This window comes from Cellulomonas soli (assembly GCF_052036975.1).
GTDB lineage: Bacteria > Actinomycetota > Actinomycetes > Actinomycetales > Cellulomonadaceae > Cellulomonas > Cellulomonas soli_A.
Genome location: NZ_JBQIAR010000005.1, coordinates 137,143 through 162,081, shown reverse-complemented (window position 1 = coordinate 162,081; position 24,939 = coordinate 137,143). Strand labels below are relative to the sequence as shown.

At 72.1% G+C, this 24,939-nt stretch carries 23 protein-coding genes; 1 reads left to right on the top strand and 22 read right to left on the bottom strand.

The features are described 5' to 3' along the window. Window positions 1–153: 153 nt before the first annotated feature. The 7 genes from pyrF to pyrR are packed head-to-tail and all read right to left on the bottom strand — an operon-like array spanning window position 154 to window position 9,102. A complete protein-coding gene (pyrF, locus tag ACTHAM_RS07480; protein WP_440685940.1) occupies window positions 154–1,068 on the bottom strand; it encodes an orotidine-5'-phosphate decarboxylase in 915 nt (304 codons plus the stop codon). Further along, window positions 1,065–4,412, bottom strand: a complete 3,348-nt coding sequence (gene carB / locus ACTHAM_RS07475) for a carbamoyl-phosphate synthase large subunit (RefSeq protein ID WP_440685938.1) — start codon at window positions 4,410–4,412, stop codon at window positions 1,065–1,067. Before carB ends, pyrF begins: the two co-directional genes overlap by 4 nt. After that, window positions 4,412–5,566: a glutamine-hydrolyzing carbamoyl-phosphate synthase small subunit gene (gene carA / locus ACTHAM_RS07470; protein ID WP_440685936.1), complete on the bottom strand. Its 1,155-nt coding sequence runs from the start codon at window positions 5,564–5,566 to the stop codon at window positions 4,412–4,414. Before carA ends, carB begins: the two co-directional genes overlap by 1 nt. After that, a complete protein-coding gene (locus tag ACTHAM_RS07465; RefSeq protein WP_440685934.1) occupies window positions 5,563–6,114 on the bottom strand; it encodes a PH-like domain-containing protein in 552 nt (183 codons plus the stop codon). Before ACTHAM_RS07465 ends, carA begins: the two co-directional genes overlap by 4 nt. Then, window positions 6,114–7,436, bottom strand: a complete 1,323-nt coding sequence (locus tag ACTHAM_RS07460) for a dihydroorotase (protein ID WP_440685932.1) — start codon at window positions 7,434–7,436, stop codon at window positions 6,114–6,116. Before ACTHAM_RS07460 ends, ACTHAM_RS07465 begins: the two co-directional genes overlap by 1 nt. Beyond that, the gene (locus tag ACTHAM_RS07455) at window positions 7,433–8,482 is read right to left on the bottom strand and encodes an aspartate carbamoyltransferase catalytic subunit (RefSeq protein WP_440685931.1); all 1,050 of its coding nucleotides are present in this window, start codon (window positions 8,480–8,482) and stop codon (window positions 7,433–7,435) included. The genes ACTHAM_RS07460 and ACTHAM_RS07455 overlap by 4 nt, the downstream gene beginning before the upstream one ends. Next, complete coding sequence (gene pyrR, locus ACTHAM_RS07450) at window positions 8,479–9,102, bottom strand: bifunctional pyr operon transcriptional regulator/uracil phosphoribosyltransferase PyrR (protein ID WP_440685929.1); 624 nt, start codon at window positions 9,100–9,102, stop codon at window positions 8,479–8,481. Before pyrR ends, ACTHAM_RS07455 begins: the two co-directional genes overlap by 4 nt. 238 nt (window positions 9,103–9,340) lie before the next feature. Here pyrR and ACTHAM_RS07445 point away from each other — a divergent pair, with 238 nt between their 5' ends. Then, a complete protein-coding gene (locus tag ACTHAM_RS07445; protein ID WP_440685927.1) occupies window positions 9,341–11,572 on the top strand; it encodes a putative bifunctional diguanylate cyclase/phosphodiesterase in 2,232 nt (743 codons plus the stop codon). Between the two features lie 98 nt (window positions 11,573–11,670). On the opposite strand, the gene nusB is transcribed toward ACTHAM_RS07445, so the two are convergent. The 15 genes from nusB to ACTHAM_RS07370 all read right to left on the bottom strand — a co-directional run bounded on the left by nusB (window position 11,671) and on the right by ACTHAM_RS07370 (window position 24,845). Beyond that, window positions 11,671–12,087 (bottom strand): transcription antitermination factor NusB, encoded by a 417-nt coding sequence (nusB, locus tag ACTHAM_RS07440; RefSeq protein ID WP_440685925.1) that lies wholly within the window; start codon window positions 12,085–12,087, stop codon window positions 11,671–11,673. 1 nt (window position 12,088) lies between these two features. Further along, window positions 12,089–12,652: an elongation factor P gene (efp, locus tag ACTHAM_RS07435; protein WP_440685923.1), complete on the bottom strand. Its 564-nt coding sequence runs from the start codon at window positions 12,650–12,652 to the stop codon at window positions 12,089–12,091. 127 nt (window positions 12,653–12,779) lie between these two features. Further along, window positions 12,780–13,193, bottom strand: a complete 414-nt coding sequence (locus ACTHAM_RS07430) for a hypothetical protein (RefSeq protein WP_440685921.1) — start codon at window positions 13,191–13,193, stop codon at window positions 12,780–12,782. A gap of 54 nt (window positions 13,194–13,247) precedes the next feature. Further along, window positions 13,248–13,892, bottom strand: coding sequence for a hypothetical protein (locus ACTHAM_RS07425; RefSeq protein ID WP_440685919.1), 645 nt, complete (start codon window positions 13,890–13,892; stop codon window positions 13,248–13,250). Window positions 13,893–13,930: 38 nt separating this feature from the next. Next, entirely contained in the window at window positions 13,931–14,386 is a 456-nt protein-coding gene (locus ACTHAM_RS07420) for a type II 3-dehydroquinate dehydratase (RefSeq protein WP_440685917.1), read from the bottom strand. A gap of 83 nt (window positions 14,387–14,469) precedes the next feature. Then, window positions 14,470–15,597, bottom strand: coding sequence for a 3-dehydroquinate synthase (gene aroB / locus ACTHAM_RS07415; RefSeq protein ID WP_440685915.1), 1,128 nt, complete (start codon window positions 15,595–15,597; stop codon window positions 14,470–14,472). After that, window positions 15,597–16,163 (bottom strand): shikimate kinase, encoded by a 567-nt coding sequence (locus tag ACTHAM_RS07410; protein ID WP_440685913.1) that lies wholly within the window; start codon window positions 16,161–16,163, stop codon window positions 15,597–15,599. The genes aroB and ACTHAM_RS07410 overlap by 1 nt, the downstream gene beginning before the upstream one ends. Further along, window positions 16,160–17,350 carry a chorismate synthase gene (gene aroC / locus ACTHAM_RS07405; RefSeq protein WP_440685911.1) on the bottom strand — a complete coding sequence of 397 codons (1,191 nt, stop codon included), beginning with the start codon at window positions 17,348–17,350 and terminating at the stop codon, window positions 16,160–16,162. Before aroC ends, ACTHAM_RS07410 begins: the two co-directional genes overlap by 4 nt. A gap of 73 nt (window positions 17,351–17,423) precedes the next feature. Next, complete coding sequence (locus ACTHAM_RS07400; RefSeq protein WP_440685909.1) at window positions 17,424–18,224, bottom strand: hypothetical protein; 801 nt, start codon at window positions 18,222–18,224, stop codon at window positions 17,424–17,426. A 1-nt stretch (window position 18,225) separates the two neighbouring features. Continuing rightward, entirely contained in the window at window positions 18,226–18,924 is a 699-nt protein-coding gene (locus ACTHAM_RS07395; RefSeq protein ID WP_440685907.1) for a PilN domain-containing protein, read from the bottom strand. Further along, window positions 18,921–19,985 (bottom strand): type IV pilus assembly protein PilM, encoded by a 1,065-nt coding sequence (gene pilM, locus ACTHAM_RS07390; protein WP_440685905.1) that lies wholly within the window; start codon window positions 19,983–19,985, stop codon window positions 18,921–18,923. The genes ACTHAM_RS07395 and pilM overlap by 4 nt, the downstream gene beginning before the upstream one ends. 140 nt (window positions 19,986–20,125) lie before the next feature. Continuing rightward, on the bottom strand, window positions 20,126–20,935 hold the full coding sequence (locus ACTHAM_RS07385; protein ID WP_440685903.1) for a prepilin peptidase: 810 nt from the start codon (window positions 20,933–20,935) through the stop codon (window positions 20,126–20,128). A 16-nt stretch (window positions 20,936–20,951) separates the two neighbouring features. Further along, on the bottom strand, window positions 20,952–22,493 hold the full coding sequence (locus tag ACTHAM_RS07380; RefSeq protein ID WP_440685901.1) for a hypothetical protein: 1,542 nt from the start codon (window positions 22,491–22,493) through the stop codon (window positions 20,952–20,954). An 8-nt stretch (window positions 22,494–22,501) separates the two neighbouring features. Continuing rightward, the gene (locus ACTHAM_RS07375) at window positions 22,502–23,161 is read right to left on the bottom strand and encodes a PulJ/GspJ family protein (RefSeq protein WP_440685899.1); all 660 of its coding nucleotides are present in this window, start codon (window positions 23,159–23,161) and stop codon (window positions 22,502–22,504) included. Beyond that, a complete protein-coding gene (locus tag ACTHAM_RS07370; RefSeq protein WP_440685897.1) occupies window positions 23,154–24,845 on the bottom strand; it encodes a hypothetical protein in 1,692 nt (563 codons plus the stop codon). Before ACTHAM_RS07370 ends, ACTHAM_RS07375 begins: the two co-directional genes overlap by 8 nt. Between the last annotated feature and the right edge of the window lie 94 nt (window positions 24,846–24,939).

Here is a 24,939-nt window from a genome sequence, read left to right as displayed (position 1 = left end):
CGCGCCGTGGGTGCCAGCACCGGGGCCCATCGCCGGCCGGGACGGGCAGGGGGCGACCCCCGTGGGCGCGCACGAGGAGCGCAGCAGGGCTGCGCCGCCCACCCGGTCGCGAATCCCGCGGCCGGGTGGGTCCAGCATGCGTCCTGCGGGCCCTCAGCGCAGCGCGGCGGCCGCCTCGTCCGCCGCCTGCCGCGCGGCGTCCCGCAGGCGCTGCGAGGCAGGCCCCGCCGCGAGGACACCCCGGGAGGACGAGGCGAGCACGGCACGTCGGGCTGAGCCGAACACCGCCGCGAGCTCGGCCGCACCCGCACCCTGCGCGCCCACGCCGGGAGCCAGGAGCGGACCGTCGACCGCCGCGAGGTCCAGGTCGAGCCGCCGGGCAGCGTCACCGATCGTGGCCCCGACGACCAGGCCCACAGAACCGAGAGCGGCACCGCTGGCGCGGGTCTCGGCCCTGTTGAGGGCACCCGCCTCCGCCGCGATCCGGGTGGCGACGGCCATGCCCTGGTCGTCGCGGGCGTGCTGCACCGCGGCACCCTCGGGGTTCGACGTCAACGCCAGGACGAAGAGCCCCCGACCGCTCGCCGCGGCCGCGTCCACCGCCGGCGTCAGCGAACCGAACCCGAGGTACGGGGAGACCGTGAGTGCGTCGCCCGCCAGCGGCGAGCCGTCCCGCAGGTAGGCATCGGCGTAGGCGGCCATCGTCGAGCCGATGTCGCCCCGCTTGGCGTCGACGATCACCAACGTCCCGGTCTCCCGACCTGCGGCGACGACCTCCTCGAGCACAGCGACACCCGCTGAGCCGTGCCGTTCGAACAGCGCCGACTGCGGCTTGACCGCAGCGACCCGCCCACCCAGGGCGTCGAGCACCCCGAGCGCGAACCGCCGCAGACCGGCTGCGTCGTCCGTGAGACCCCAGGCCGCCAGCAGACCAGGGTGCGGGTCGATGCCGACGCACAGAGGACCGTGAGAATCCATGGCCGCGGCCAGGCGCGCCCCGAACGTCGACCGCTCCCCCGCGCCCCCCGAGGGGCCGGCGACCGCGGCTGCGCGGTCGGCCGCGCTCATGCCGGCGACCCAGCGCGAGCGGCGCGGCGCACCTCACGACGCGCCGCGGTGGCCGCGTCGTGCTCCTGCAGGCTCGTCACCCGGAACGGACCGGCCTGGGCCGCCTCGATGGCCTGCACCGCGGCTCCGAGCTGCTGCACGGTCGTCACGATGGCCTTGTCGGCGGCCGTGGTCGCGGCACGGATCTCGTAGCCGTCGGCGCGCGCACCCTGCCCGGAGGGGGTGTTCACGACCATCTCGATCTCGCCCGCCGTGATCAGGTCCACGATCGTCGGCTCACCGTCCGCACCACGCCCGGAGGAGAACTTGCGCACCACACGCGAGTCGATGCCGTTGCGGTGCAGCACCGCGGCGGTGCCCGCCGTGGCGAGGATCTCGAACCCGAGCTCGGCCAGACGCTTGACCGGGAACACGATCGAGCGCTTGTCGCGGTCGGCCACCGAGATGAACGCCCGGCCCCCCGTCGGAAGACCGCCGTACGCCGCCGACTGCGACTTGGCGAACGCCGTCGGGAAGTCGACGTCGAAGCCCATGACCTCGCCCGTGGACCGCATCTCCGGGCCCAGGACCGTGTCCACGACCACGCCGCCGTCGGTGCGGAACCGCTTGAACGGCAGCACCGCCTCCTTCACGGCGATGGGCGCGTCCAGGTCGAGCACGGACGCGTCGTCGGTCGGCAGCACCCCGCGGGCGCGCAGGTCCGCGATGGAGTGCCCGGCCATGACCAGGGCCGCCGCCTTGGCCAGCGAGACACCCGTGGCCTTCGACACGAACGGCACCGTGCGCGAGGCGCGCGGGTTGGCCTCCAGCACGTAGAGCACGTCGGAGACCAGCGCGAACTGGATGTTCAGCAGTCCGTGCACGCCGACGCCGCGGGCGATCGCCTCGGTCGACAGGCGGATGCGTTCCAGCTCGGCGACCGACAAGGTCACCGGCGGCAGTGCGCACGCCGAGTCACCGGAGTGGATGCCGGCCTCCTCGATGTGCTCCATGACGCCGCCGAGGAACATCTCCTCGCCGTCGAACAGCGCGTCCACGTCGATCTCGATCGCATCGTCGAGGAACCGGTCGATGAGCAGCGGCGGCAGGGTGCCCGCCCTGCCCCCGTCGGCAGCGTTGTCCAGCGCCCGCTGGACGTACTCGGCCAGGTGCTCCTCGTCGTACACGATCTCCATGCCGCGTCCGCCCAGCACGTACGAGGGCCGCACGAGCACGGGGAACCCGATGCGGCGCGCGGTGTCGCGCGCACCGGCCAGCGTGGTGGCCGTGCCGAACGCCGGGGCGGGCAGCCCGGCGGCCTCGAGCACCTTGCCGAACTCGGCACGGTCCTCGGCCGCGTCGATGGCCGCCGGGGACGTGCCCAGGATCGGCAGGCCGGCCGCCTCGAGCCGGTGCGCGAGCGACAGCGGCGTCTGGCCGCCCAACGTCACGATGAGCCCCGCGACCGGACCGGCGGCCAGCTCGGCGTGGTAGACCTCGAGCACGTCCTCGAACGTCAACGGCTCGAAGTACAGACGGTCCGAGGTGTCGTAGTCCGTCGAGACGGTCTCCGGGTTGCAGTTGATCATCACGGTCTCGAACTCGCCCTTGAGGGCGAGGGCGGCGTGCACGCACGAGTAGTCGAACTCGATGCCCTGCCCGATGCGGTTGGGACCGGAGCCGAGGATGAGGATCGCGGGGCGCTCGCGGGGGGCGACCTCGGTCTCCTCGTCGTACGAGGAGTAGTGGTACGGCGTGCTGGCCGCGAACTCCGCCGCGCAGGTGTCGACGGTCTTGTAGACCGGTCGCAGGCCCACGGCGTGCCGGGCGCCACGCACGGCGTCCTCGGTGGTGCCACGCAGCTGGGCGATCTGCGCGTCGGACAGGCCGTGCCGCTTGGCGTGCATCAGCACGTCGCGCGTGAGCGCGGCGGCGTCCGCGGTGGCCTGCGCGACCTCGTTGACCAGCTGGATCTGGTCGAGGAACCACGGGTCGATCTTGGTGCGGTCGAACACGGTCTCCAGCGGGACGCCCGCCCGCAGCACCTGCTGCACGTCGACCAGGCGACGCTCGGTGGGTCGGGCGATCGAGGCGACCAGGGCGTCGAGCTCCTCCCCCGTGGCCGCGGCGCCGTCCCAGTGGAACGAGGCGTTCTTCGTGTCGAGCGACCGCAAGGCCTTGCCCAGCGCCTCGGTGAAGTTGCGGCCCAGCGCCATGGCCTCGCCGACGGACTTCATCGTGGTGGTCAGCGTCGGGTCCGCGGCCGGGAACTTCTCGAACGCGAAGCGCGGGACCTTCACCACGACGTAGTCGAGCGTCGGCTCGAACGAGGCCGGCGTGGACCCCGTGATGTCGTTGGGGATCTCGTCGAGCGTGTAGCCCACGGCCAGCTTCGCGGCGATCTTCGCGATCGGGAAGCCCGTGGCCTTCGACGCCAGCGCCGAGGAGCGCGACACGCGCGGGTTCATCTCGATGACGACGATGCGGCCCGTGTCCGGCTCGACCGCGAACTGGATGTTGCAGCCGCCGGTGTCGACGCCGACCTCACGGATGACCGCGATGCCGATGTCCCGCAGGTTCTGGAACTCACGGTCGGTGAGCGTCAGGGCGGGGGCCACGGTCACCGAGTCGCCGGTGTGCACGCCCACGGGGTCCACGTTCTCGATCGAGCACACGACCACGACGTTGTCGTGCTTGTCACGCATGAGCTCGAGCTCGTACTCCTTCCAGCCGAGGATCGACTCCTCCAGGAGCACCTCGGTGGTCGGCGAGTAGTGCAGGCCCTGGCCGACGATCCGGCGCAGGTCCGCCTCGTCGTACGCGATACCCGAGCCCAGGCCGCCCATGGTGAACGACGGACGGACCACCATCGGGTAGCCCAGCTCGTCGACGGCCGCCAGGGCCTCGTCCAGACCGTGCACGATCACCGAGCGGGCCGACTCCCCGCCGCACACCTCGACGACCTGCTTGAACTGCTCGCGGTCCTCGCCCTTCTGGATCGCGGCGATGTTCGCCCCGATCAGCTCGACGCCGTACTCCTCGAGCACCCCGGCCTCGTGCAGCGCGATCGCGGCGTTGAGAGCCGTCTGCCCGCCCAGGGTCGGCAGCAGCGCGTCGGGGCGCTCCTTGGCGATGATCGAGGTGAGCACCTCGGTGGTGATCGGCTCGACGTACGTCGCGTCGGCGAACTCCGGGTCGGTCATGATCGTGGCCGGGTTGGAGTTCACCAGGACGACCCGCAGGCCCTCCTCCTTCAGCACGCGGCACGCCTGCGTCCCGGAGTAGTCGAACTCGCAGGCCTGGCCGATGACGATCGGGCCGGACCCGATCACCAGGACGCTGCTGATGTCTGTGCGCCGGGGCATCAGGCGGCACCCTTCTTCTCGTTCATGAGGTCGAGGAAGCGGTCGAAGAGGTACGCGGCGTCGTGCGGACCCGCAGCGGCCTCCGGGTGGTACTGCACCGAGAACGCCGGCAGGTCGAGCGCCTGCAGACCCTCCACGACGTCGTCGTTGAGGTCCACGTGCGAGACCACGACCCGGCCGTAGCGGCCCCCGTCGTGCGGTGCGGTGGTCGGCCCGTCGAGCGGGGCGTCGACCGCGAAGCCGTGGTTGTGCGCCGTGATCTCCACCTTGCCGGTGGCACGATCGACCACCGGCTGGTTCACGCCGCGGTGCCCGTAGCCGAGCTTGTAGGTGCCGAAGCCGAACGCCCGGCCCAGCAGCTGGTTGCCGTAGCAGATGCCGAAGAACGGGATGCGTCGGTCGAGCACCTCGCGCAGCAGGTCGATCTCATGCGTGGCGGCCGCCGGGTCACCGGGACCATTGGAGAAGAACACGCCGTCCGGCGCGAGCGCGAGCACCTGCTCGATCGTCGCCGTCGAGGGCACCACGTGCACGCGGATGCCCCGCTCGGCCATGCGCTGCGGGGTCATCGCCTTGATGCCGAGGTCGACCGCCACGACCGTGGCGACCGGCTCACCGGCCGGCTCCACGACGTACGGCTGCTGCGTGCTGACCTCGCCCGCCAGGTCCGCACCGGCCATCTGCGGCGCGGCGAGCACGTGGGCCAGCAGGTCCTCGTCGCTGCGCCGCTCACCGTCGACCAGCAGCGCCTCACCGGAGAAGATCCCGGCGCGCATGACTCCCTGCTCACGCAGGTGCCGCGTGAGGGCACGCGTATCGATGCCGCTGATGCCGACGACACCCTGGTTCTGCAGGTCGTCGTCGAGCGTGCGTGCGGAGCGCCAGTTCGAGGCGCGCCGTGCGGGGTCGCGCACCACGTAGCCGGCCACCCAGATGCGGGCCGACTCCTGGTCCTCGTCGTTGACCCCTGTGTTGCCGATGTGCGGCGCGGTCATCACGACGATCTGCCGGTGGTACGACGGGTCGGTGAGCGTCTCCTGGTAACCGGTCATCCCGGTGTTGAAGACGATCTCGCCGAGCGTCGTCCCGACCGCACCGTAGGCCTGGCCCCGGTACGTGCGGCCGTCCTCGAGCACGAGCACTGCGTCGGTCATGCCGTCTCCTCCTGCTGCGTCGGCACGGGCGCGTGCGCACCGGCCGTGGCGTCGATGAGTGCGCGCACCGCGTCGACCAGGACCTCCCGGTCGGCCGCGTGGCGCGGGTGGATGCCTGTGTCGAGCCCTCGCTCGTCCGACGGGTCGCCCTGCCAGGTCAGCAGCACGATCCCGTCGCGACCCACGACCTTGCCGGCGATGCCAGGCGCCGTGCCGACGGCGCGCAGCGCGGCCGCGGGGACGAAGACGTCGGTGGTGCCCTCGCGGGCGATCGTCACGCCCGCGTCCCACACCTGCACCTGGGCGTTGCTGCGCTCCCCCAGGTCGTGCGCGGTGACACGGTCCAGCCAGTCGCCGGCACGGGTCGAGGACACGTAGACGGCCTCGACGGACTCGGTGCGGGCAGAGCCCAGATCAGCCGGTGCGCTCGGCAGCGCGCCCACCAGGTCGGCCGTGCGGCGGGTCCGCGCACGCCACCCGGCACGCATGCCCAGCAGGGCGAGCACGAGCAGGAGCGCCAGCAGGGTGATCGAGACCGGGGTGGGCATCAGCGGGCTCCTGCTGCGCTCGTGGCGGGCACGGCCACGCCGTCCAGCACCGTCGCGCGTCCCCGCAGGAACGTCGCCACGACACGGCCCGGCAGCTCACGACCGCGCAGCGGCGAGTTGACGCTCTTGGAGGCCTGCTCCTCGGGGACCACCACCCGGCGCGCGGCCGGGTCGACCAGCACCAGGTTGGCCGGCTCCCCCACGGCGATCGGACGACCCTGGTCGGTGACCCGACCGATGCGCGCCGGCGCGGTCGAGAGCACCCGAGCCACGTCCGCCCAGGTGAACCGCCCGGTGTCGACCATGGTCTGCTGCACGACCGACAGCACGGTCTCCAGACCGGTCATGCCGAACGCGGCCGCCGCCCACTCGCAGTCCTTGTCCTCACGCGTGTGCGGCGCGTGATCGGTGGCGACGATGTCGATCGTGCCGTCGGCAAGACCGTCACGCACCGCGTCGACGTCGGCCTGCGTCCGCAGCGGCGGGTTGACCTTGAACACCGGGTCGTACCCGCGCACCTCCTCGTCGGTGAGCGCCAGGTGGTGCGGTGTGGCCTCGGCGGTGACGTCGATGCCACGGGACTTGGCCCAGCGGACGATCTCCACGGAGCCCGCGGTCGACAGGTGGCACACGTGCAGGCGGGAACCGACGTGCTCGGCCAGCAGCACGTCACGGGCGACGATCGCCTCCTCCGCGACGGCCGGCCAGCCCGCGAGCCCCAGCTCGGCCGAGACGACACCCTCGTGCATCTGGGAACCCTCGGTGAGCCGCGGCTCCTGCGAGTGCTGGGCGACCACACCGTCGAACGCCTTGACGTACTCCAGGGCGCGGCGCATGACGACCGGGTCGTGCACGCACTTGCCGTCGTCGGAGAACACCCGCACGTGCGCGGCGGACTGCGCCATCGCACCCAGCTCGGCAAGGCGCTCACCCCCGAGGCCCACGGTCACCGCCCCCACCGGGTGCACGTCGACCCAGCCCGCATCGCGACCCAGTCGCCACACCTGCTCCACCACACCCGCGGTGTCCTGCACCGGGTCGGTGTTGGCCATCGCGTGCACCGCGGTGAACCCGCCCAGCGCGGCCGCACGGGTGCCGGACTCGACCGTCTCGGCGTCCTCACGCCCGGGCTCGCGCAGGTGGGTGTGCAGGTCCACCAGGCCCGGCAGCAGCACCAGGCCGGCCCCCTCGACCACCGTGGCGTCCTGCGCCTGGTCGCCGGCGTCGGCGCCCAGCGCGGCGATCACCCCGTCGGACAGCAGCACGTCGGTCTCGGGCCCGCCGAGCGGCGCGACCCCTCGCAGCAGGTACCTCGTGCTCATGCTTCCACCTTCGTCTCGTCCACCACCGGGCCGCTGCCCGTCGTCGTCCCGGAACCGCCGCCGGTCACCGCACCAGCACCGGCACCACCGCCCGCCAGCAGCAGGTACAGCACCGCCATGCGCACCGCCACACCGTTGGCCACCTGCTCCACGATGACCGCCCGCGGAGAGTCCGCCGCATCCGCCGAGATCTCCAGCCCGCGGTTCATCGGCCCCGGGTGCAGCACGATCGCGTGCTGCGGCATGGCCGCCAGGCGGCGCGCGTCGAGGCCGTAGCCGCGGGTGTACTCCAACGGGCTCGGGAAGAACCCGCCACCCGCGCTGGACATCCGCTCGCGCTGCACGCGCAGCATCATGATCGCGTCCGGCTGGACCTCCTCGACGACCTCGTCCAGGTGGTAGGACACCCGCGCCGGCCACGCACCCACACCCACCGGCACCAGGGTCGGCGGGGCCACCAGGGTGACCTGCGCGCCCAGCGTGTGCAGCAGCTGCACGTTCGAGCGGGCCACCCGGCTGTGCAGCACGTCACCCACGATCGCGACCTTCAGACCCGCCAGGTCCCGGCCCGACACGTCCGCCCGACCGCCGTCACCCACCAGGTGCCGGCGCAACGTGAACGCGTCGAGCAGCGCCTGCGTCGGGTGCTGGTGCGTCCCGTCGCCGGCGTTGACCACCGCGCCGTGCGTCCAGCCCGAGCGGGCCAGGGTGTGCGGCGCACCCGAGGACTGGTGCCGGATCACGACCGCGTCGGCACCCATGGCCTGCAACGTCAGAGCCGTGTCCTTGAGCGACTCGCCCTTGGACACGCTCGAACCCTTGGCGGAGAAGTTGATGACGTCGGCGGACAGGCGCTTGGCGGCCGTCTCGAACGAGATCCGCGTCCGCGTGGAGTCCTCGAAGAACAGGTTCACCACCGTGCGACCACGCAACGTCGGCAGCTTCTTGATCTCCCGCGCCTGGGTCGCCGCCATCTGCCCCGCGGTGTCCAGCACGCGCACGGCCTCGGCCAGGTCCAGGTCGGCCGCCGACAGCAGGTGCCTCATCGCGCACCCCCCTCGACGACACCGGCACGCTCGCCCTCGATGAGCACCGCGTCCCGCCCGTCGACCTCGTCCAGCAGCACCCGCACACGCTCGCTGTGCGAGGTCGGCAGGTTCTTGCCCACGTAGTCGGCACGGATCGGCAGCTCACGGTGACCCCGGTCGACCAGGGCGGCGAGCTGCACCGCCCGCGGCCGACCCAGGTCGTTCAGCGCGTCGAGCGCGGCCCGGATGGTGCGGCCGGAGTAAAGGACGTCGTCGACCAGCACGACGACCTTCCCGTCGATGCCACCGGCGGGCTCCTGGGTCGAACCGATGCTGCGCGTCGGGTGGTACGCCAGGTCGTCGCGGTACATCGTGACGTCGAGGCTGCCGACCAGCGACGCCGGATCGACACCGGCCAGCCCCGGCTCCACGGCCACGAGACGCTCGGCGAGACGACGAGCCAACGGCAGGCCACGCGTCGGGATGCCGAGCAGCACCACGTCAGCGGCACCCTTGTTGCGCTCCAGGACCTCGTGCGCCACACGCGTCAGTGCGCGGGCGATCTCCGGCGGACCGAGAACCACGGTCGACGCGGTCGCGGGTACGGGTGCTCCAGGTGCAGGTGTGCCAGAACTCATCCGGCGACCCTCCTTCCCCGCCTCACTGGACGGGCCTTAAAGGAATGTCTGTCGGCGTTCAGAGTAACGCGCCGCCCCCCGCACACCGACCAGGACCCGCCACGTGGACACCCCCACCCCGCGCAGTCGCGATCGTCACGACCGACAGACCGGTACCGTGGCACGCGAACCCCGACGGACAAGCCCGTCACCCGGCCGAGTCCTTCACCCCGGCCCTCGAGCGACCGATGAGAGTGACGTGCTGGAACCCTCCCTGACGTGGGTCTCGATCCTCCAGCTGCTCGGTGCCGGGGTCGTGAGCGGCTTCTGCGCCTCCCACTGGCTGTGGTGGCGCGGCGAGCAGCGGGACGTCGGCGCCCTCGGCGCACTGAGCTCCTCGGCCGTCATCGCCGCGGAGCTGCTTCGCGGCGGCATGCTGCCGATGATCCACTCACCCGCCCTCACCACCGGCGTCGAGCTCGTGCGGGTCCTGCTGGTCGCGGCGATCGCGCTCCTCGCCCTGCCGACCACACGCGCCCTCACCGAGGGTCCCCCGGTGCGGGCCTGGCTGCTGGTCACCGGGTCGCTGCTCGTGGTGCGCGTGGCCTGGTCGGCGCTCGCGGCCCTCCCGGCCGAGGCGACCAGCGCGGTGCCGGACATGGTGCTGCGCCCGGAGGTCGGCGTCGCCACTCTCGTCATCCCGATCGCGGTCGTCGTGGGCTACCTGGCCGTCGCGAGCGGCAGCCGGTCGATGAGCGCCCGCGGGCTCGTGCTCGTGATCGGCGGCACGGTCTCGGTCGTGGCGCTCACGCTCGGCACGGCGATGCCCGACTCGTCCGCGGGACCTGCCCTGCTGGGGTTGTGGCCGCTCCCGCTGGCCGTGGTGCTCGAGGTGTTCGCGCTGCGCCGTATGCGGCGGACCCAGCGGCGCGCGGTACGCCAACGCCAGCTGCACGAGGCGGTGGCGCGCCTGTCCAACACGGCCTGGTTCGTCAAGGAACCCGAGACGTTGCTGGCCCGAGCTGTCGACACGGCACGCGAGCTGCTGGGTGACCCCACGCTCGAGGGGTCGCTGCGCACGCTCTCCCACGGCCGGTTCGTCGCCGAGCTGCACTCCGCCGAGGGAACGCACCGCTCCCCCGCCGCGCGGTCGTTCCTGCTCGACCTCGCCCAGATCGTCTCGGCCGCCGCCGAACGGCACGCACTCGCGCACCGGTTGAGCCGCACGGCGTTCACCGACGCGCTGACCGGGCTGCCCAACCGGCACGCGGTCGACCAGCACCTGGCCGAGACGCTCGAGCAGGCGAACGTCGAACGCACCCGGGTCGCGCTCGTCTACAGCGACGTGGACGGGTTCAAGCGCGTCAACGACACGCACGGCCACGCCCGCGGGGACGACCTGCTGGTGCGGGTCGGCGACTTCCTGCAGGGCGCCTGCCAGGACGGCTGGTTCGTCGGTCGCCTCGGCGGCGACGAGTTCGTCCTGGTGGTCCCGCGCGCACCGGCGGACAACGACCTGCTCGCGCTGGCTCGCGCGCTGCGGCACGACTTCGGCGCCCTCGGCCCCGCCGAGACCCTCGATGCGCAGCTGACCGTCGGTGTGGCGGCCTGGGACCCGGGCGACGTGATCGACCCCGACGGTCTGCTCCGGCAGGCCGACACGGCCATGCTCGAGGCCAAGCGCACCGCCTCGGGGTACCGCGTGTTCGACCGCGCACTGCGCCGACGGGTCGCCTCCGAGCGGCACCGGCGCACGGAGCTCGAGGACGCCGTCCGGGAGGAGCGGTTCACCGCGTACTTCCAGCCGGTGGCCGACGCCCGGACGCTCGAGGTCGTGGCCGTGGAGACCCTGGCTCGGTGGGACCACCACGGGCGCATGCTCCTGCCGGCCGACTGGCTGCCGCTCGCCGAGGACACCGGGCTCATCGTGCCGATCGGGCTGTCGGTGCTGCGCCAGGCCCGGCGTGCGCTCGAGCGGTTCCAGCTGCCCGTGGCCGTCAACGTCGCGGCCCGGCAGCTGGCCGAGCCGGACTTCCTCGAGCAGGTGTCCGAGGCGTGGGGCGAGGCGTTCTGGGAGCACCTCACCCTGGAGATCACGGAGTCGACGATCCTGCGGACCTCCTCGGCCGTCCCGGCGCTCGAGGCGCTGCGGGCCCGCGGGGCGCGCATCGCGCTCGACGACTTCGGCACGGGCTACAGCTCGTTGGCCCGGCTGGCCCGCCTGCCCGTCGACGTGCTCAAGATCGACCGCTCGTTCGTCAAGGAGGTCAGCACCGAGCGCGGTCGGGCGGTGCTGCGCACGATCGTCGACCTGGCGCGCGCGCACGAGCTGGACATCGTGGCCGAGGGGGTCGAGGGCGTCGAGGAGCTCACGGCGCTGGTCGAGCTGGGCGTGCCGCACGTGCAGGGCAACATGCTGGGCCGGGCGGCGGCGACGGTGCCGATCCGCGGGCCCCGCCCGAGCGCGCTGGTCCCGCGCTCGACGTTCTGACCGTCGGGGCGCACCGCCCGGACCCCGGGGAACGCACGAACGCCGCCCACCTGAGGGTGGACGGCGTCGATGCGGGCTCTCCTGCGGCGCAGGCGACCTCAGGCCAGCAGGGTGGGCTTCAGGTCGACGATGCGTCCGAGCAGACCGTTGACGAACGTGGGCGAGTCGTCGGTCGACAGCGACTTGGCCAGCTCGACGGCCTCGTCGACCGCCACCGCGTCGGGAACCTCGTCGTTGAACAGGATCTCCCAGGTGCCCAGCCGCAGCAGCGCACGGTCGACCGCGGGCATCCGCTCGATCGTCCACCCGTGCGCATGCGTCGAGATCACCTCGTCGATGCGTGCCGAGTGCGCCACGACCCCCTCGACGAGGTCCACCGCGTACTGGGGCAGCGCACTCTGCGTGCCCGGCTCGGCGATGCGCTGGGCCAGGAGGGTGACGGGGTCGACCTCGCGCTGCTCGGCCTCGAACAGGACGTCGAGCGCGCGCTTGCGAGCCTTGGTACGGGCGCCCACCTCAGTCGTTCACACGGCCCAGGTAGCTGCCGTCGCGCGTGTCCACCTTGACCTTGGTGTTCGCCTCGAGGAACAGCGGGACCTGGATCTCGTAGCCGGTCTCGAGCGTGGCGGGCTTGGTGCCGGCCGACGAGCGGTCGCCCTGCAGACCCGGCTCGGTGTAGGTGACCAGCAGGGTCACCGACGGCGGCAGCTCGACGTACAGCGGGACGCCCTCGTTCGTGGCGACCAGCGCGTTCTGGTTCTCCAGCAGGAAGTGCGCGACGTCGCCGACGACCGCCTCGGAGATGTTCAGCTGGTCGTAGGTGTCCGTGTCCATGAACACGAAGTCCGTGCCGTCCTTGTACAGGTACTGCATGTCGCGCTTGTCGACGTTCGCCGTCTCGACCTTCAGGCCGGCGTTGAACGTCTTGTCGACGACCTTGCCGGACAGGACGTTCTTGAGCTTGGTGCGGACGAACGCGCCACCCTTGCCGGGCTTGACGTGCTGGAACTCCACGACGGTCCACAGCTGGCCGTCGATGCGCAGCACGGTGCCGTTCTTCAGGTCGTTGGTGGTCGCCACGATCGTCGCTTCCTGTCGAGGTGTGAGGCTTGTGTGCCGACCGGCGAGGGTGCGAGGCGCTGTGCACGTGCGGCGCACGGCGCGCAGCAGGTGATACCGGTCAGCGAACCGCCGACCATCGTACCGGTCAGACCAGCAGCCACCGACCCAGGTACCCGAGGGCCGCCGCCCAGACGAGCGAGGCGAGCGTCCCGATGACGAACCGCTCGGACGCACCGGGGTTCTGCCGCAGCTCGGGGTAACGGCCCAGACCCTTGACGGCGACGACCACCGCGACGACCTCGGGCTGGCCGATCATCAGGCTGCCGGTCACCGCGAGACGTTCGAGGAACCCGATCCAGGTGCCGCCGCGCAGCACGGTCTGCGCCCGTTCCCCCTCGGGCCCGTCGCTCTCGTCGGCCTCCTGCGCCGCGGCGTGCGCCTCGCCCGCGTCGGCGGACCGGGAGGCCTGGTGCAGCACGGCCCGGGTGACGGGCCAGCCACCCAGCGTGGAGACCGCCAGCAGCAGGATCACGACCGGCACTGCCAGGCCCAGCGTCACGAACCCTCCCGCGGACGACGTCGCGCCCGCCGACGGCAGGGCTGCGCGTGCACGCTACCGCCCCTCGCGCTCGCGCGCCTCGGACCGCTCCAGGAGTCGCGCGGCGGCGGGGCGCGCCGCGCACTCCTCGGCCCACAAGGCGGCGCGCAGCCGTTTGCTGACGGCCTGCTGGCTGATGCCCAGGCGGGCTGCGACGTCCTCCTGGCGTGCATCGCGTCCGAGCTCGTCGAGCAGGTCGACGACCTGCCACCCCTCGGCGCTGCGGCGCGCTGCGACGGCTGCGGTCAGGACGAGCAGCGCCTCGGTGTCGAACGCCGCGGTCGCGTCACGGCCGCGCACCGCCAGCGGCACCGTGCGGACCCGGCTCTTGGCGGCCTCGACGGCGTCGCGGGCAAGGACGAACGCCGCACCCGAGCCGGCCCGGGTGCTCTCCGGCAGCGGCAGGTCGACGGGCCCTGCGCCCACCCCGACGGACCAACCGCCGCGGCGCAGCACGCGCAGCACGAGGTCGACCACCGCGGCGGCGTCCTCGAAGACGGCCTGCACCTCGTCGCCGACCGTGCGCTCGAACCCGCGCACCGGTCGGGCGCCAGGCATGCCGTCACTGCTGGCGGTGGTCGCGGCGAGGTCGGCCAGGAACGGCTCGACACGGTCGCCGACCACGCGACTTCCCTGCTGGTCGATCGTCACGACGAACATTTCACAACCATGTCAGGTTGTTCGGGCAAGAACAACCCTTAGTGGCTGTTCGCGCTCGTACGCGCCGCCACCGCGCGGAGTGCCAGTGCGTACGACTCGAAGCCGAAGCCCGCCACGGTGCCCGTCGCGACCGGACCGATCACCGACACGTGACGGAACGCCTCCCGGGCGTACGGGTTGGACAGGTGCACCTCGACCAGCTGCAGGCCCGCGGTGGTGACCTGCGCCGCCGCATCCCGCAACGCGTACGAGTAGTGCGTGAACGCCGCCGGGTTGAGCACCACGTGGACCCCTGCGTCGACGGCCTCGTGCAACCAGCCGACCAGCTCGGACTCGTCGTCCGTCTGGCGCACCTCGACAGCAAGCCCCAGCTCGTCGCCCCACGTGCGCGCCGCCTCGACCAGGTCCGCGTACGAGGCAGAGCCGTACACCTCGGGCTCACGGACACCGAGCCGACCGAGGTTGGGACCGTTGAGGACCAGCACGCGCGTCATGGCCCGAAGGCTACCGGCGGCACCCGTCACCTGCGGCGCGCGCACGCCGGGCGCGTCAGAGGGTCAGCTCGCGTCGGAGCGCGTCAGAGAGAGACCGTCGTCCCGACCGGTGCCGCGCCCTCGCTCACCTCGGCGTACGCCGCCGCCAGCAAGGTCGGGTCGGGACCCTCGAGCCGGACGGGCTTGCCCAGGTCCTCCAGCACCACGAACCGCAGCAGGTCGCCGCGGGTCTTCTTGTCGCGCCGCATGCCCGTCAGCAGCCGCTCCCAGCGGTCACCCCGGTACGCGGTCGGCAGACCCAACGACGTCAGCACGGAGCGGTGGCGGTCGACGACGTCGTCGCTGAGCCGGCCGGCCAGCCGCGCCAGCTCGGCGGCGAACACCATGCCCACCGAGACGGCCGCGCCGTGCCGCCACTGGTACCGCTCGACGTGCTCGACCGCATGACCGAACGTGTGCCCGTAGTTGAGGATCTCGCGCAGGCCCGCCTCCTTGAGGTCCTCCCCCACGACCGCTGCCTTCACGGCCACGGCGCGCTCGATCAGCTCGGCCAGCACCGGGGACGCCGACGCGGCCACGGGATCCTTGAGCAGCTCGACGTTCGCCTCGACCAGGTCGAGGATCCGCGTGTCGGCGATGAAGCCCGCCTTGACGACCTCCGCCAGACCGGCCACGAAGTCGAACGGCGCCATGGACGACAACGTCTCCAGGTCGCAGATCACGGCGGCCGGAGGGTGGAACGCGCCGACCAGGTTCTTGCCCTCGGCTGTGTTGATGCCCGTCTTGCCACCCACGGCCGCATCGACCATGGCCAGCACCGTGGTCGGCAGGTGCACCACCCGGATGCCGCGCAGCCACGTGGCCGCCACGAACCCGGCCAGGTCCGTCGTCGCACCCCCGCCCACGGAGACGATCGCATCCGAGCGGGTGAAGTCGGCCTGACCGAGCACCCCCCACAGGAACGCTGCGACCTGGGCGGTCTTCGACGCCTCGGCATCGGGCACCTCGGCCAGGAACGCCTCGTACCCGTGCTCCAGCAGGTCGGCCCGCACCGCATCCGCCGAGACGGCCAACGCCGCCGGGTGCACCACGAGCACCCGGCGGACGCCCTCGCCGAGCACCGCCGGCAGCTCGCCGAGCAGATGGTGCCCGATGACCACGTCGTACGGCGTCTCGCCGTGCACCGTCACCCGGTGGGTCGTCCCGCTCATCAGTGCCCGCTCCCCTGCTCGTCGTCGCCCGCCGCACCCTGACGCAGCGCGGCCAGTCCCTGCTCGATCTGCTCGGCGACATCCACCGGCCGCAGACCGTCGGTCGACACCCGCAGCGTCGCCAGCCGCTCGTACACCGGCCGCCGCGCCTCCATGAGCGCCTGCCAACGGGCCCGCGGGTTGCCGAGCAGCAGCGGACGAGCCTGGTTCAACCCCACCCGGGGTGCGGCGTGCGCGAGCGAGACGTCGAGGAACACCACGACCCCGCCGCCCGCCGTGTAGAGGCCCAGAGCCTCCTGCGTCGACTCGTCGAGCACGGCACCACCCCCCAGCGCCAGCACACCCTCGTGCTCGTCGAGCGCACGTGCCACCGCGGCCCGCTCCAGCTCACGGAAGTGCGGCTCGCCGTCCTCGACGAACAGGTCCGCGATCGACTTGCCGGCGACCGCCTCGACGTCCGCGTCCGTGTCACGCACCTGCAGGTGCCACCGGTCGGCCAGCGCCGCGGCCACCGTCGACTTGCCGGCACCCGGAGGGCCCACCAGGACGACGCGGGGCGCGCTCACCGCAGCAGCTCGGGGACGGCGGCGAGGAACGCCTCCAGGTTGCGGCGCACCTCGGCCACCGAGTCACCGCCCGTCTTCTCCAGCAGGGCATCGGCGACGACCAACGCCACCATCGCCTCGGCCACCACGGCCGCAGGGGGTACCGCGCACACGTCGGAGCGCTGGTGCTGGGCGCGCGCAGGTTCCCCCGTCGCCGTGTCGACCGTGGCCAGCGCCCGCGGCACCGTGGAGATCGGCTTCATCGCCGCGCGCACACGCAGGATCTCGCCGTTGGTCATCCCGCCCTCGAGGCCACCGGCACGGTTGGTGCGCCGCACGATCCGTCCGGCCTCGTCGCGGACGATCTCGTCGTGCGCCGCGGAACCGCGCCGCGTCGCCGTGCGGAAGCCGTCACCGACCTCGACACCCTTGATGGCCTGGATGCCCATCAGGGCACCCGCCAGCCGGGCGTCGAGCCGCCGGTCGGCGTGCACGTACGAGCCGAGCCCGGACGGCAGCCCGTAGACCAGGACCTCGACGACCCCGCCGAGCGTGTCGCCGTCCTTGTGGCACTCGTCGATCTCGGCGACCATCGCCGCCGACGTGGTCGGGTCGAAGCAGCGCACCGGGTCGGCATCCAGCACCGCGACGTCGTCCGCGGTCGGGAGCACAGCACCCTCGGGCACCGCGACAGGGCCGATGCCCACCACGTGCGAGACCAGCCTGATACCCGCCGCCTGCTCCAGCAGCTGCGCCGCGACGACACCCAGCGCCACCCGGGTGGCCGTCTCGCGGGCGCTGGCCCGCTCCAGCACCGGGCGCGCGTCGTCGAACGCGTACTTGCGCATACCCACCAGGTCGGCGTGGCCGGGGCGCGGCCGGGTCAGCGGCGCGTTCCGGGCCCGCTGCAGGACCTCGGGGTCGTCGACGGGGTCGGCCGACATCACCTCGACCCACTTGGGCCACTCGGTGTTGCCGACCTCGATCGCCACCGGGCCGCCCTGCGTCAACCCGTGCCGGACACCGGCCAGCAGCCGGACCTCGTCCTGCTCGAACTTCATCCGTGCGCCGCGGCCGTACCCGAGCCGACGGCGCGCCAGGGCGTCCTGCACGTCCGTCGTGCGGACCTCCACACCTGCCGGGACACCCTCGAGGATGCCGACCAGTGCCGGGCCGTGGGACTCACCAGAGGTCAACCAACGCAGCATGGGCCGATCCTGCCATGACGAGGCCCACCTCCCGGGCTCGTGCTCAGGAGGTGGGCCTGGATCGGTCGTGCGATCAGCGTCCGGTGATCGGCACCAACGGGTTCTTCCCCGCGACGGCACCGGGCAGAGCCGGAGCAGGCTCGTCGGTGGCCGGGGCTGCCGCCATGCCGAGCGCGTCCGGGAGCACGTAGACGTACCCCGTGACGACGAGCTCCTGGTCTCCCGGGGCGGTCGCCGGCTTGCCGCCGGAGGCCTCTGCCTCCTTCTGCGACGTCCCGGTCAGACCGGAGACCAGGAAGAGACGGGGCGTGGCGTTCTGCAGGTCGTTGAGGAAGGCGACCGTGTTGTCGTACGTGCCCAGCACGGTCAACGACAGCGGGATGGCCACGAACCCGGTCGGGACCGCCCCTGCGGCGGTGGTGGTGTCGGTCGAGGTGGCCGTACCGGTCGCGTCGGTGGAGCCGTCGGTGGTCTCCGTCGCCTCGGTGGTCTCGGCCGGGGCCGGTTCGGTGGAGGCCGCGAGCGTGACCGCCGTCGGGGTCGAGGGCGTCAACGCCGTGATGGTCACCGAGTGGCCGGTGGCGATCTGGTCGACCTGCCGGAAGTACTCCGCCAGTGCGGCGTCGGTCGGGATCTGCGTCTGCAGACCCGCGAGCTCCGCCTTGTACTCGGGGAGCTTCTCGAAGTCGGCCTTCAGCTGGACGAGCTTCAGCTCGAGCAGCTCGTTCTGCTGCCGTGCCTGCTCGGCCTGTGCCCGGACCTCGTCCGCCGACGTCAGTGCCGGTGAGATGGCCAGGAACCAGGCGGCCACGACGATGAGCAGTCCGACGACGATCGTGCCACCGATCCAGGTGGTCTTCTTGGCGCCGCCCATGTCAGCCCTCCCCCTCGGTCTGCGCGAACCGCAGCGAGAACGCGTCGGTGGTCACCACGACCGCCGACGACACCGCGTAGTAGGCACCGGACTCGTCACTGGTCAACGTCGAGGAACCCACCCACGCCGAGGAGAAGCCGGGCACCGAGTTGAGTGCGTCGACCCAGGCGGCGACGTCAGGAACCGTCGACGAGCGCGTGGTGAACTGGATGGAGCCCATCCCGGCGGCCTGCAGCGGGTCCGACGGGGCGGCGGCTGCTGCCATCGGGGTCGCGGCCGTCACCGTGAACGTCTCGATGCTGACACCCGCCGGCAGTACCGCGGCGATCGCGTCGATGTACGGCTTCCACTGGACCTCGGTCGACATACCCAGCTGGCGTGCCGCGGTGGCCTGCGCCAGCGCGTTGAGCACCACGGGCACCTCGGCGTACTGCGCCTGCTCGGACTGCAGTCGGGCGGTCTCCGCCTGGGCCTCGACGAGCTCGGCGTCGGCCAGCCCGCCGGAGATCAGCGCGGCACCGTAACCGGCGACGCACAGGGCGAGCGTCGCGACCAGCCCGAGCCCGAGCCAGCGCTTGGTGGCGCGCAGCCCGCGCGCGGCCCTGACCTCGGGCGGCAGCAGGTTGACCTGGGGCAAGGCGCCGGTCCCGGTGAGGGCCCCGCCTCCCTTGCGCCGCTGGGACGTGGTCACGGCACTCATGCGGCAACTCCATAGGCGAGTCCGACGGGCAGGGCGAGGAGCGACTCCTGACCGTTCAGCGCGCCGCGCTGGACGGTCTTGGCCGACCGGAGACCGGCGAGCGGGTCACCGAGGGTGACCGGGAGCCGGCTCGCGCTGGACAGGTACTGCCCGAGGCCGGGCAGGTGCGAACCGCCACCGGTCATGACGACCACGTCGATCGCTGCTCCGGCGTTGTTGCTGGAGTAGTAGACGAACGTGTTGCGGACGCTCTCCACGAGGGTGCGCACGACGGCCGAGATCGCCTCGGCTGCACCGGCGCGCTCGGGGTCGGTGGCGAAGCCGATGCCGACCTCCCGCTTGACGGCCTCGGCGTCGGCGGCGGAGATGCCCATCGTGCTGGCCACGGCGGCGGTGACGTTCTGCCCGCCGGTCGCGAGCGACCGGACCAGGCGGGGTGTCCCCTGGGCCGTGATGACCACGGTGGTGATGCTCGCGCCGATGTCGACGAACGCGGCTGTCGCCCGGCCCAGGTCGCCACGGGCGAGGGAGCGGACGAGGGCGAACGCGTTGAGGTCGACCATGCGGGGGCGCAGGCCGGCACCTTCGACCGCGAGCACGTTGGCGTTGACGGTGTCGCGCTGCGCCGCGACCAGCATGCCGTGCACGGTGCGGCCCTGCGGGCCGTCGTACTCGTTGGTCGGGTAGAAGTCGAGGAGTGCCTCGTCGGCGGCCATCGGGAGCATCTCGTGCACCTGGAACGGCAGGGACGCCTTGAGCTGCGGGAGCGGCATCCACGGCAGGTCCAGGTCACGGACGACGACCCGCTGGTTGCCGACGCCGAGGACGACGTCCTTGGAGTCGAACTTCGCCTGCTGCCACAGCTGGCGCAGGGCGCTGGACACGGTCTCCGGCTGCGTCACCTCGCCGTCGCGCACGGCACCGAGCGGCAACGGCACCTGTCCGTACCGCACCAGGGTCGCCGGCGTCTTGCCGGCCGGTCCGCCATTGCCGAACTCGAGCTCGGCTGCGCGCACGCACGTCGAGCCGATGTCGAGGCCGATGACTCGTGAGCTGGCCACGGAGGTCCTTCCGACAGACGAGGGGGAACGTTCCTTCGTCCTATCGGGTGTACCGACCTGCTACTTGAGGGGCCTGTGCGGGCACTTCTGCCGAGGTCGTCACCGGTGGGTGCCAGGACCGTGGGTGGCCGCCCGGGCGGTCAGAGCAGGCCGAGGTACCACTGCCCGACCGCCTCGCCGGCGGCGATGCCGACGAGCGCCCCGAGCAGCATCCACGGCCCGAACGGGATCGCCGACTTGCGTCCGGCGCGCCCTGCGACCAGCAGGCCGATGGAGAACAGCCCACCGAGCAGGTAGGCGGCGAACCAGCCGAAGGCGAGCGCGGACCAGCCGAACCACCCCAGGTACAGGCCCAGCACCCCTGCGAGCTTGACGTCGCCGAAGCCCATCCCCGCGGGATACACCCACACGAGGACGAAGTACAGCGTGTACATCGCTGCGCAGCCGATGAGTGCACGCAGCAGCGCGCCCCAGTCGGCCTCGCCGCCCGGGTTCCACGAGGCGAGGGTCAGCAGGGCGAGGGCGACCACGTACGACGGCAGCACGATCACGTCGGGCAGTCGCCGGGTCTCGATGTCGATCAGCGCCAGGGCGACCGAGATCGACACCAGGTACAGCAGGGCCGGCAGCACCCACGTGGGCCCCGCGAACAGGCCGGTCGCGACGAACAGGATGCCGGTGGCGGCCTCGACCAGCGGGTAGCGGATCGAGATCGGCGCCTGGCAGTCGCGACACCGGCCGCGCAGCAGGAGCCAGGAGAGCACCGGCACGTTGTCGCGGCCGCGGATCGGGTGCTGGCAGCGGGGGCAGGCGCTGGGCGGGCGGACGACCGACATCCCCTGGGGCACGCGCCAGACCACCACGTTGAGGAAGGAGCCGACGGCCAGCCCGAGCGGGAGCAGCAGCAGCGCCGTCAGGGCGAGGGTGGCGGCATCGGTGTTCGTCGTCATGGCGCCCGCCACTATGTCATGCGGTCTCACGCTTCGCGACGATCTCGACCTTGTACGACAGCGCGTCCTTGTTCTGCACACCCCAGACGGGAAGGCTGTCGTACGTCAGGTTCATGCTGTTGTTCATGTCGACGGCGCAGCCGGCGTAGATCTGCCCGTTGAGCTGGCTGGTGCCGGAGGGCGAGTAGAACTTGTGCGGCGTGTACATGAGCACCCGGATGTTGTTCTTCGCGATGAGCCCGTTGTTGATCTCGATGCCGGTCCGGGAGCAGTTGGGCGTCGCGTAGTCCTGCATGAGGTAGAGGTTCTTCGTCGATCCCGCCACGCCCGAGAAGGTCGGCTGGCCGTTGATGTTGAAGCCGGAGGCCGCCCAGATCGCGACGTCCTGCGCCAGGACGATCTCGTGCCCGGCCATGTTGGTGAAGTTGACCACGCAGCCAGCGGGCATCCGGATGAGCACGGGGGCGGTCAGCGTCGGCCCGTTGGTCGCAAGCCACCGTGCGAGGGAGCCCGCCTGGTCGTACCCGGCGTCGCAGCTGGCGAAGGTCCGCAACGTGTAGCCGGCACCACCGGAGGAGACCGGTGTGGTCCAGGTGGAGTCGCCGAGCAGCTGCGGGAACGGGGCGGTGGGTGGTGCGTCGACCACCTGGTACCCGTGGCACTTGTCGAGCACGGCTGACGCCGAGCACACGTCGCCGGTCACGGAGCCCCACGCCCGTGCCTTGCCGTTGAGCACCCGTCCGCTGGAGGTGCCGAGGTTGTTCAGCGCGATGTTGCCCGCGGACGAGGTGATGTCGCCCATGACGGTCTTGTCGTTGGGTTGTACGAGCACGTTCCCGACCGACATCACGTTGCCGGCCACGTACCGGCAGTCGTGCTCGAGCGTGGTGGCTCCTTGGGCGTAGATCGAGCCGTACACGTAGCCCTTGCAGCTCAGGTCGCCGTTGGAGTAGACGTCGCCGTTCTGGCTTCCGGAGGAGCCGGCGATCACGGTCAGGTTGTTGTTGATCACCACGGAGGAGTTGCCGAACACGGCCTTGTTGAGGTCGGTCTGCAGCTTGAGGCGCACGACGGTCTCGAAGGTCCGCACGGCCGGCATCTGCTGCGCCACGGGAGTCGAGGTGGAGGTGGCGCGGACGGCGGCGGTGGCCGCCTCGACGGCACCGGTGCGCACCGCCGCGCAGGCCACGGGGGCACCTGCGGCGTCGTAGTACGTGATCTGGGAGTCGATGGTCAGCTCGTCGGGTCCGATGTCGCTCACGAAAGCCGGGATCGCCCCGCACAGGACACCGTCCTGCAGGGTGCTCAGCGGTGCGTAGTGGATCCGGGACACGAGGCTGTCGACCTGCCCCTCGGCGCTGGCGATGGAGACCGCGCGCTGGCGTTCACGACCGCTCATGCCGTTCTCCGCGATCGCCACGGTGACCAGGGTGGCCACGGCCAGCGTGGCGAACACGATGACGGCCACGGCCAGGACCATCGCGATGCCGGCCTCGCGGTCCTCGCCCGCGCCGGGCGCGTGCAGCCGCCGCCGCACGTGCGTGATCAGGCTGGTCATCGGTGTCCTCATTCCGCGGGGACCGGGACGCACTGCCCGGTGTCGTAGCCGTAGCTGGTGTTGCGTCCCGAGATAGACGACTCGATGGACACGTCACGGTCCTTGTCGTCGTCGTGGGCGAGCAGGGTGATCTCCAGGAGCCGGCGGTCGTACGGCGTCGCGGCGCCCTGCAGGGTGAACGGCAGGTGGCCGGCGTCCAGGCTCAGACCGCGGGCCACGGTCCGCCAGTCCGAGACGTCGCCGGTGGTCTGCCAGTCGATCGACCAGCTGCGGGTGCGCAGCTGCGCTCCCCCGCCGCCGGGCTCGACCTGCAGCACCTGCCACTGCACGCACCGGGGTGTGCCGAACGTCTGGGTGTAGATCCGCATGCAGGTCCCGGTGTCCGACCCGTCGGCGGCGCTCTGGCACGAGGGCACGTAACCGGGTTCGTCCTTGGGGCTGAACAGGACGTTGCCCGAGCGCATCTGCTTGCCGATGTCGGCCAGCCCGAGGCGGATCTCGGCCTGCGCGTCGGCGCGGTCGGTCGCACCCCGGGTGGTGGTCAGCAGCGAGATCAGCCCGGAGGTGGCCAGCGCGATGACGACGGAGAAGACACCCATCGCCACGAGCAGCTCGGTGAGGGTGTAGCCGGCGTCGTCGCGGGCGCGGGTGGTGCGGGCGTCACGCAACGGGGGCCTCCTGGTAGGCGGCGACGGCGGTGGCCCCGCCGAGCTGGACGTCGACGGCCCAGGCCTGCCCCGTGGCCGTCTCCGTCACCGTGAAGCGGCCGCTGATCGAACCGCTGTCGGACTGCACGACGCAGGCCTCGTCGGCGCAGCCGGTCGGGCCACCCAGCGTGCTGCCGCCGGCGGTGACCACGAGCGTGCCCGTGACCGTCAGGCCGGCGTCCGTGACGGGCGCGAACCCGGTGCCGGTCTCGTCCCACACGTACGTGGCGTTCAGGCCCGCCAGGGGCACGTCGGTGTAGCCGCCGCCGTCCCAGAGCCGCAACGTGCCGGTGCGCGCCTGGGTCGGGGTCGGCGTGGGGGCACCACGCTCCGCCACGGCGGCCTCGCTCAGGCCGGTCAGCTGCCACAGCCCCACGGGGGCGATCGTGGGCAGGAACTGGGCTGTGCCGATGGACCGTGCGGCACTGGCCCGGGCGCAGCCGGGGGCCGTCGCACCGCACACCCCTGCGCTCGTCCCCTTGTAGACCTGCGCGGCTCCTGCGGACGTGCGCACACCGGAGGCCGTGAACAGGTCGGTGCCGCCCAGGTCCAGCGACGCCCTGGCACCGCTGACCAGGTTGGTCACGGCGCAGGGCCGCAGCGCACCGGCGGGGCCCGTCGAGACGGCCGAGGTGGAGCCGGCGAGGTTCGGCATGAGGCACGTGCCGCTGCCGGCCGACACGGCGCCGCCGAGCGAACCGGTGGTCGGGCCGGTCGAGGCGGTCAGCGCACTGGGGCCTAGCGCGGAGGTCGTGCTGCGGCCGGGTGCGGACACCACGCCGGCGAACGTCTGCTGCACGGTGGAGGTGGGGTCGGATCCCGCGGTGAGCACCTGCGGCGGGGAACTCGCGACCCCCGTCGAGTCCACACCTCCGGCCGCGACGGCCGTCGAGGTCAGGGCCACGGACTGCTCGACCTCGAGCGTGCTGCTGGCGGCGGGCAGCACGAGCGTGAGCGTCGGGTCCGGGGTCTGCGGGACGCCTGCGGCGTCGACGGGGGTGACGCTCACGCTCATCGCGTCGGTGCCCCCACGGGCCGAGAACGCGGCCTGGCACGGGCCCGAGAACGGGTGAAGCGAGTCCTGCAGACACCCACCCGGCGAGAACGTCTCCGACCGTTCGACGGAGGTGCCCGCCTTGCCGTCCTTCTTGGTCCAGGTGGCGATGGCCGTCAGGGCGAACGCGTCGGAGGTGGCGGACCGTGTGACGTACTGCCGCACCGTGTAGGTGGTGGCATCGACCGTGGTGGTGAACGCGCACGGCGACTGCGTGTTGACCACGAGGGTCTCGGCGGGGATGTCGAGCACCGTGCGCGCCGGGGCGAACACGACACCGGCACCTGACCCGCCGACGTAGTCCGTGGTCGCGCTCAGGCCCAGCGACGCGTCGCACCCGGAAGCGCTCCCGGCGGTGACCGTGGCGTACGGAAGCGCTCTCATCGACTCGATGGACTGGGTGGCCAGTGCCGCACCGGACTGCCGCTGCTTGGCCACGGCGATCGTCACCAGCGACGAGAGCAGCACGCCGATCGTCACGACCATCATCGCCACGATCAGGAACATCGCGAGCAGGACCTCGACGAGCGTGAACCCGTCATCCTCCCGCGCACCATGGACACGCTCCCATGGTGACTTCGGCAATCGCACAGCCGCCCCCCGATGTCCGGCGGATGCCCCCTGAGCACCCGGCCATCAGGAGTGTCGACAGCGCTGACCTGCGACTTGATGAGAAGCGGATGAG

What these genes read in the sequence shown, in the direction of transcription:
- ACTHAM_RS07395 (WP_440685907.1), bottom strand. Translation starts at nt 18,924, where the DNA reads ATGAGTGCCGTGACCACGTCCCAGCGGCGCAAGGGAGGCGGGGCCCTC.
- ACTHAM_RS07465 (WP_440685934.1), bottom strand. Translation starts at nt 6,114, where the DNA reads ATGCCCACCCCGGTCTCGATCACCCTGCTGGCGCTCCTGCTCGTGCTC.
- ACTHAM_RS07455 (WP_440685931.1), bottom strand. Translation starts at nt 8,482, where the DNA reads ATGAGGCACCTGCTGTCGGCGGCCGACCTGGACCTGGCCGAGGCCGTG.
- aroC (WP_440685911.1), bottom strand. Translation starts at nt 17,350, where the DNA reads ATGCTGCGTTGGTTGACCTCTGGTGAGTCCCACGGCCCGGCACTGGTC.
- ACTHAM_RS07400 (WP_440685909.1), bottom strand. Translation starts at nt 18,224, where the DNA reads ATGGGCGGCGCCAAGAAGACCACCTGGATCGGTGGCACGATCGTCGTC.
- ACTHAM_RS07380 (WP_440685901.1), bottom strand. Translation starts at nt 22,493, where the DNA reads ATGACCAGCCTGATCACGCACGTGCGGCGGCGGCTGCACGCGCCCGGC.
- ACTHAM_RS07385 (WP_440685903.1), bottom strand. Translation starts at nt 20,935, where the DNA reads ATGACGACGAACACCGATGCCGCCACCCTCGCCCTGACGGCGCTGCTG.
- aroB (WP_440685915.1), bottom strand. Translation starts at nt 15,597, where the DNA reads ATGAGCGGGACGACCCACCGGGTGACGGTGCACGGCGAGACGCCGTAC.
- carA (WP_440685936.1), bottom strand. Translation starts at nt 5,566, where the DNA reads ATGACCGACGCAGTGCTCGTGCTCGAGGACGGCCGCACGTACCGGGGC.
- pyrF (WP_440685940.1), bottom strand. Translation starts at nt 1,068, where the DNA reads ATGAGCGCGGCCGACCGCGCAGCCGCGGTCGCCGGCCCCTCGGGGGGC.
- pyrR (WP_440685929.1), bottom strand. Translation starts at nt 9,102, where the DNA reads ATGAGTTCTGGCACACCTGCACCTGGAGCACCCGTACCCGCGACCGCG.
- carB (WP_440685938.1), bottom strand. Translation starts at nt 4,412, where the DNA reads ATGCCCCGGCGCACAGACATCAGCAGCGTCCTGGTGATCGGGTCCGGC.
- ACTHAM_RS07460 (WP_440685932.1), bottom strand. Translation starts at nt 7,436, where the DNA reads ATGAGCACGAGGTACCTGCTGCGAGGGGTCGCGCCGCTCGGCGGGCCC.
- ACTHAM_RS07425 (WP_440685919.1), bottom strand. Translation starts at nt 13,892, where the DNA reads ATGTTCGTCGTGACGATCGACCAGCAGGGAAGTCGCGTGGTCGGCGAC.
- ACTHAM_RS07420 (WP_440685917.1), bottom strand. Translation starts at nt 14,386, where the DNA reads ATGACGCGCGTGCTGGTCCTCAACGGTCCCAACCTCGGTCGGCTCGGT.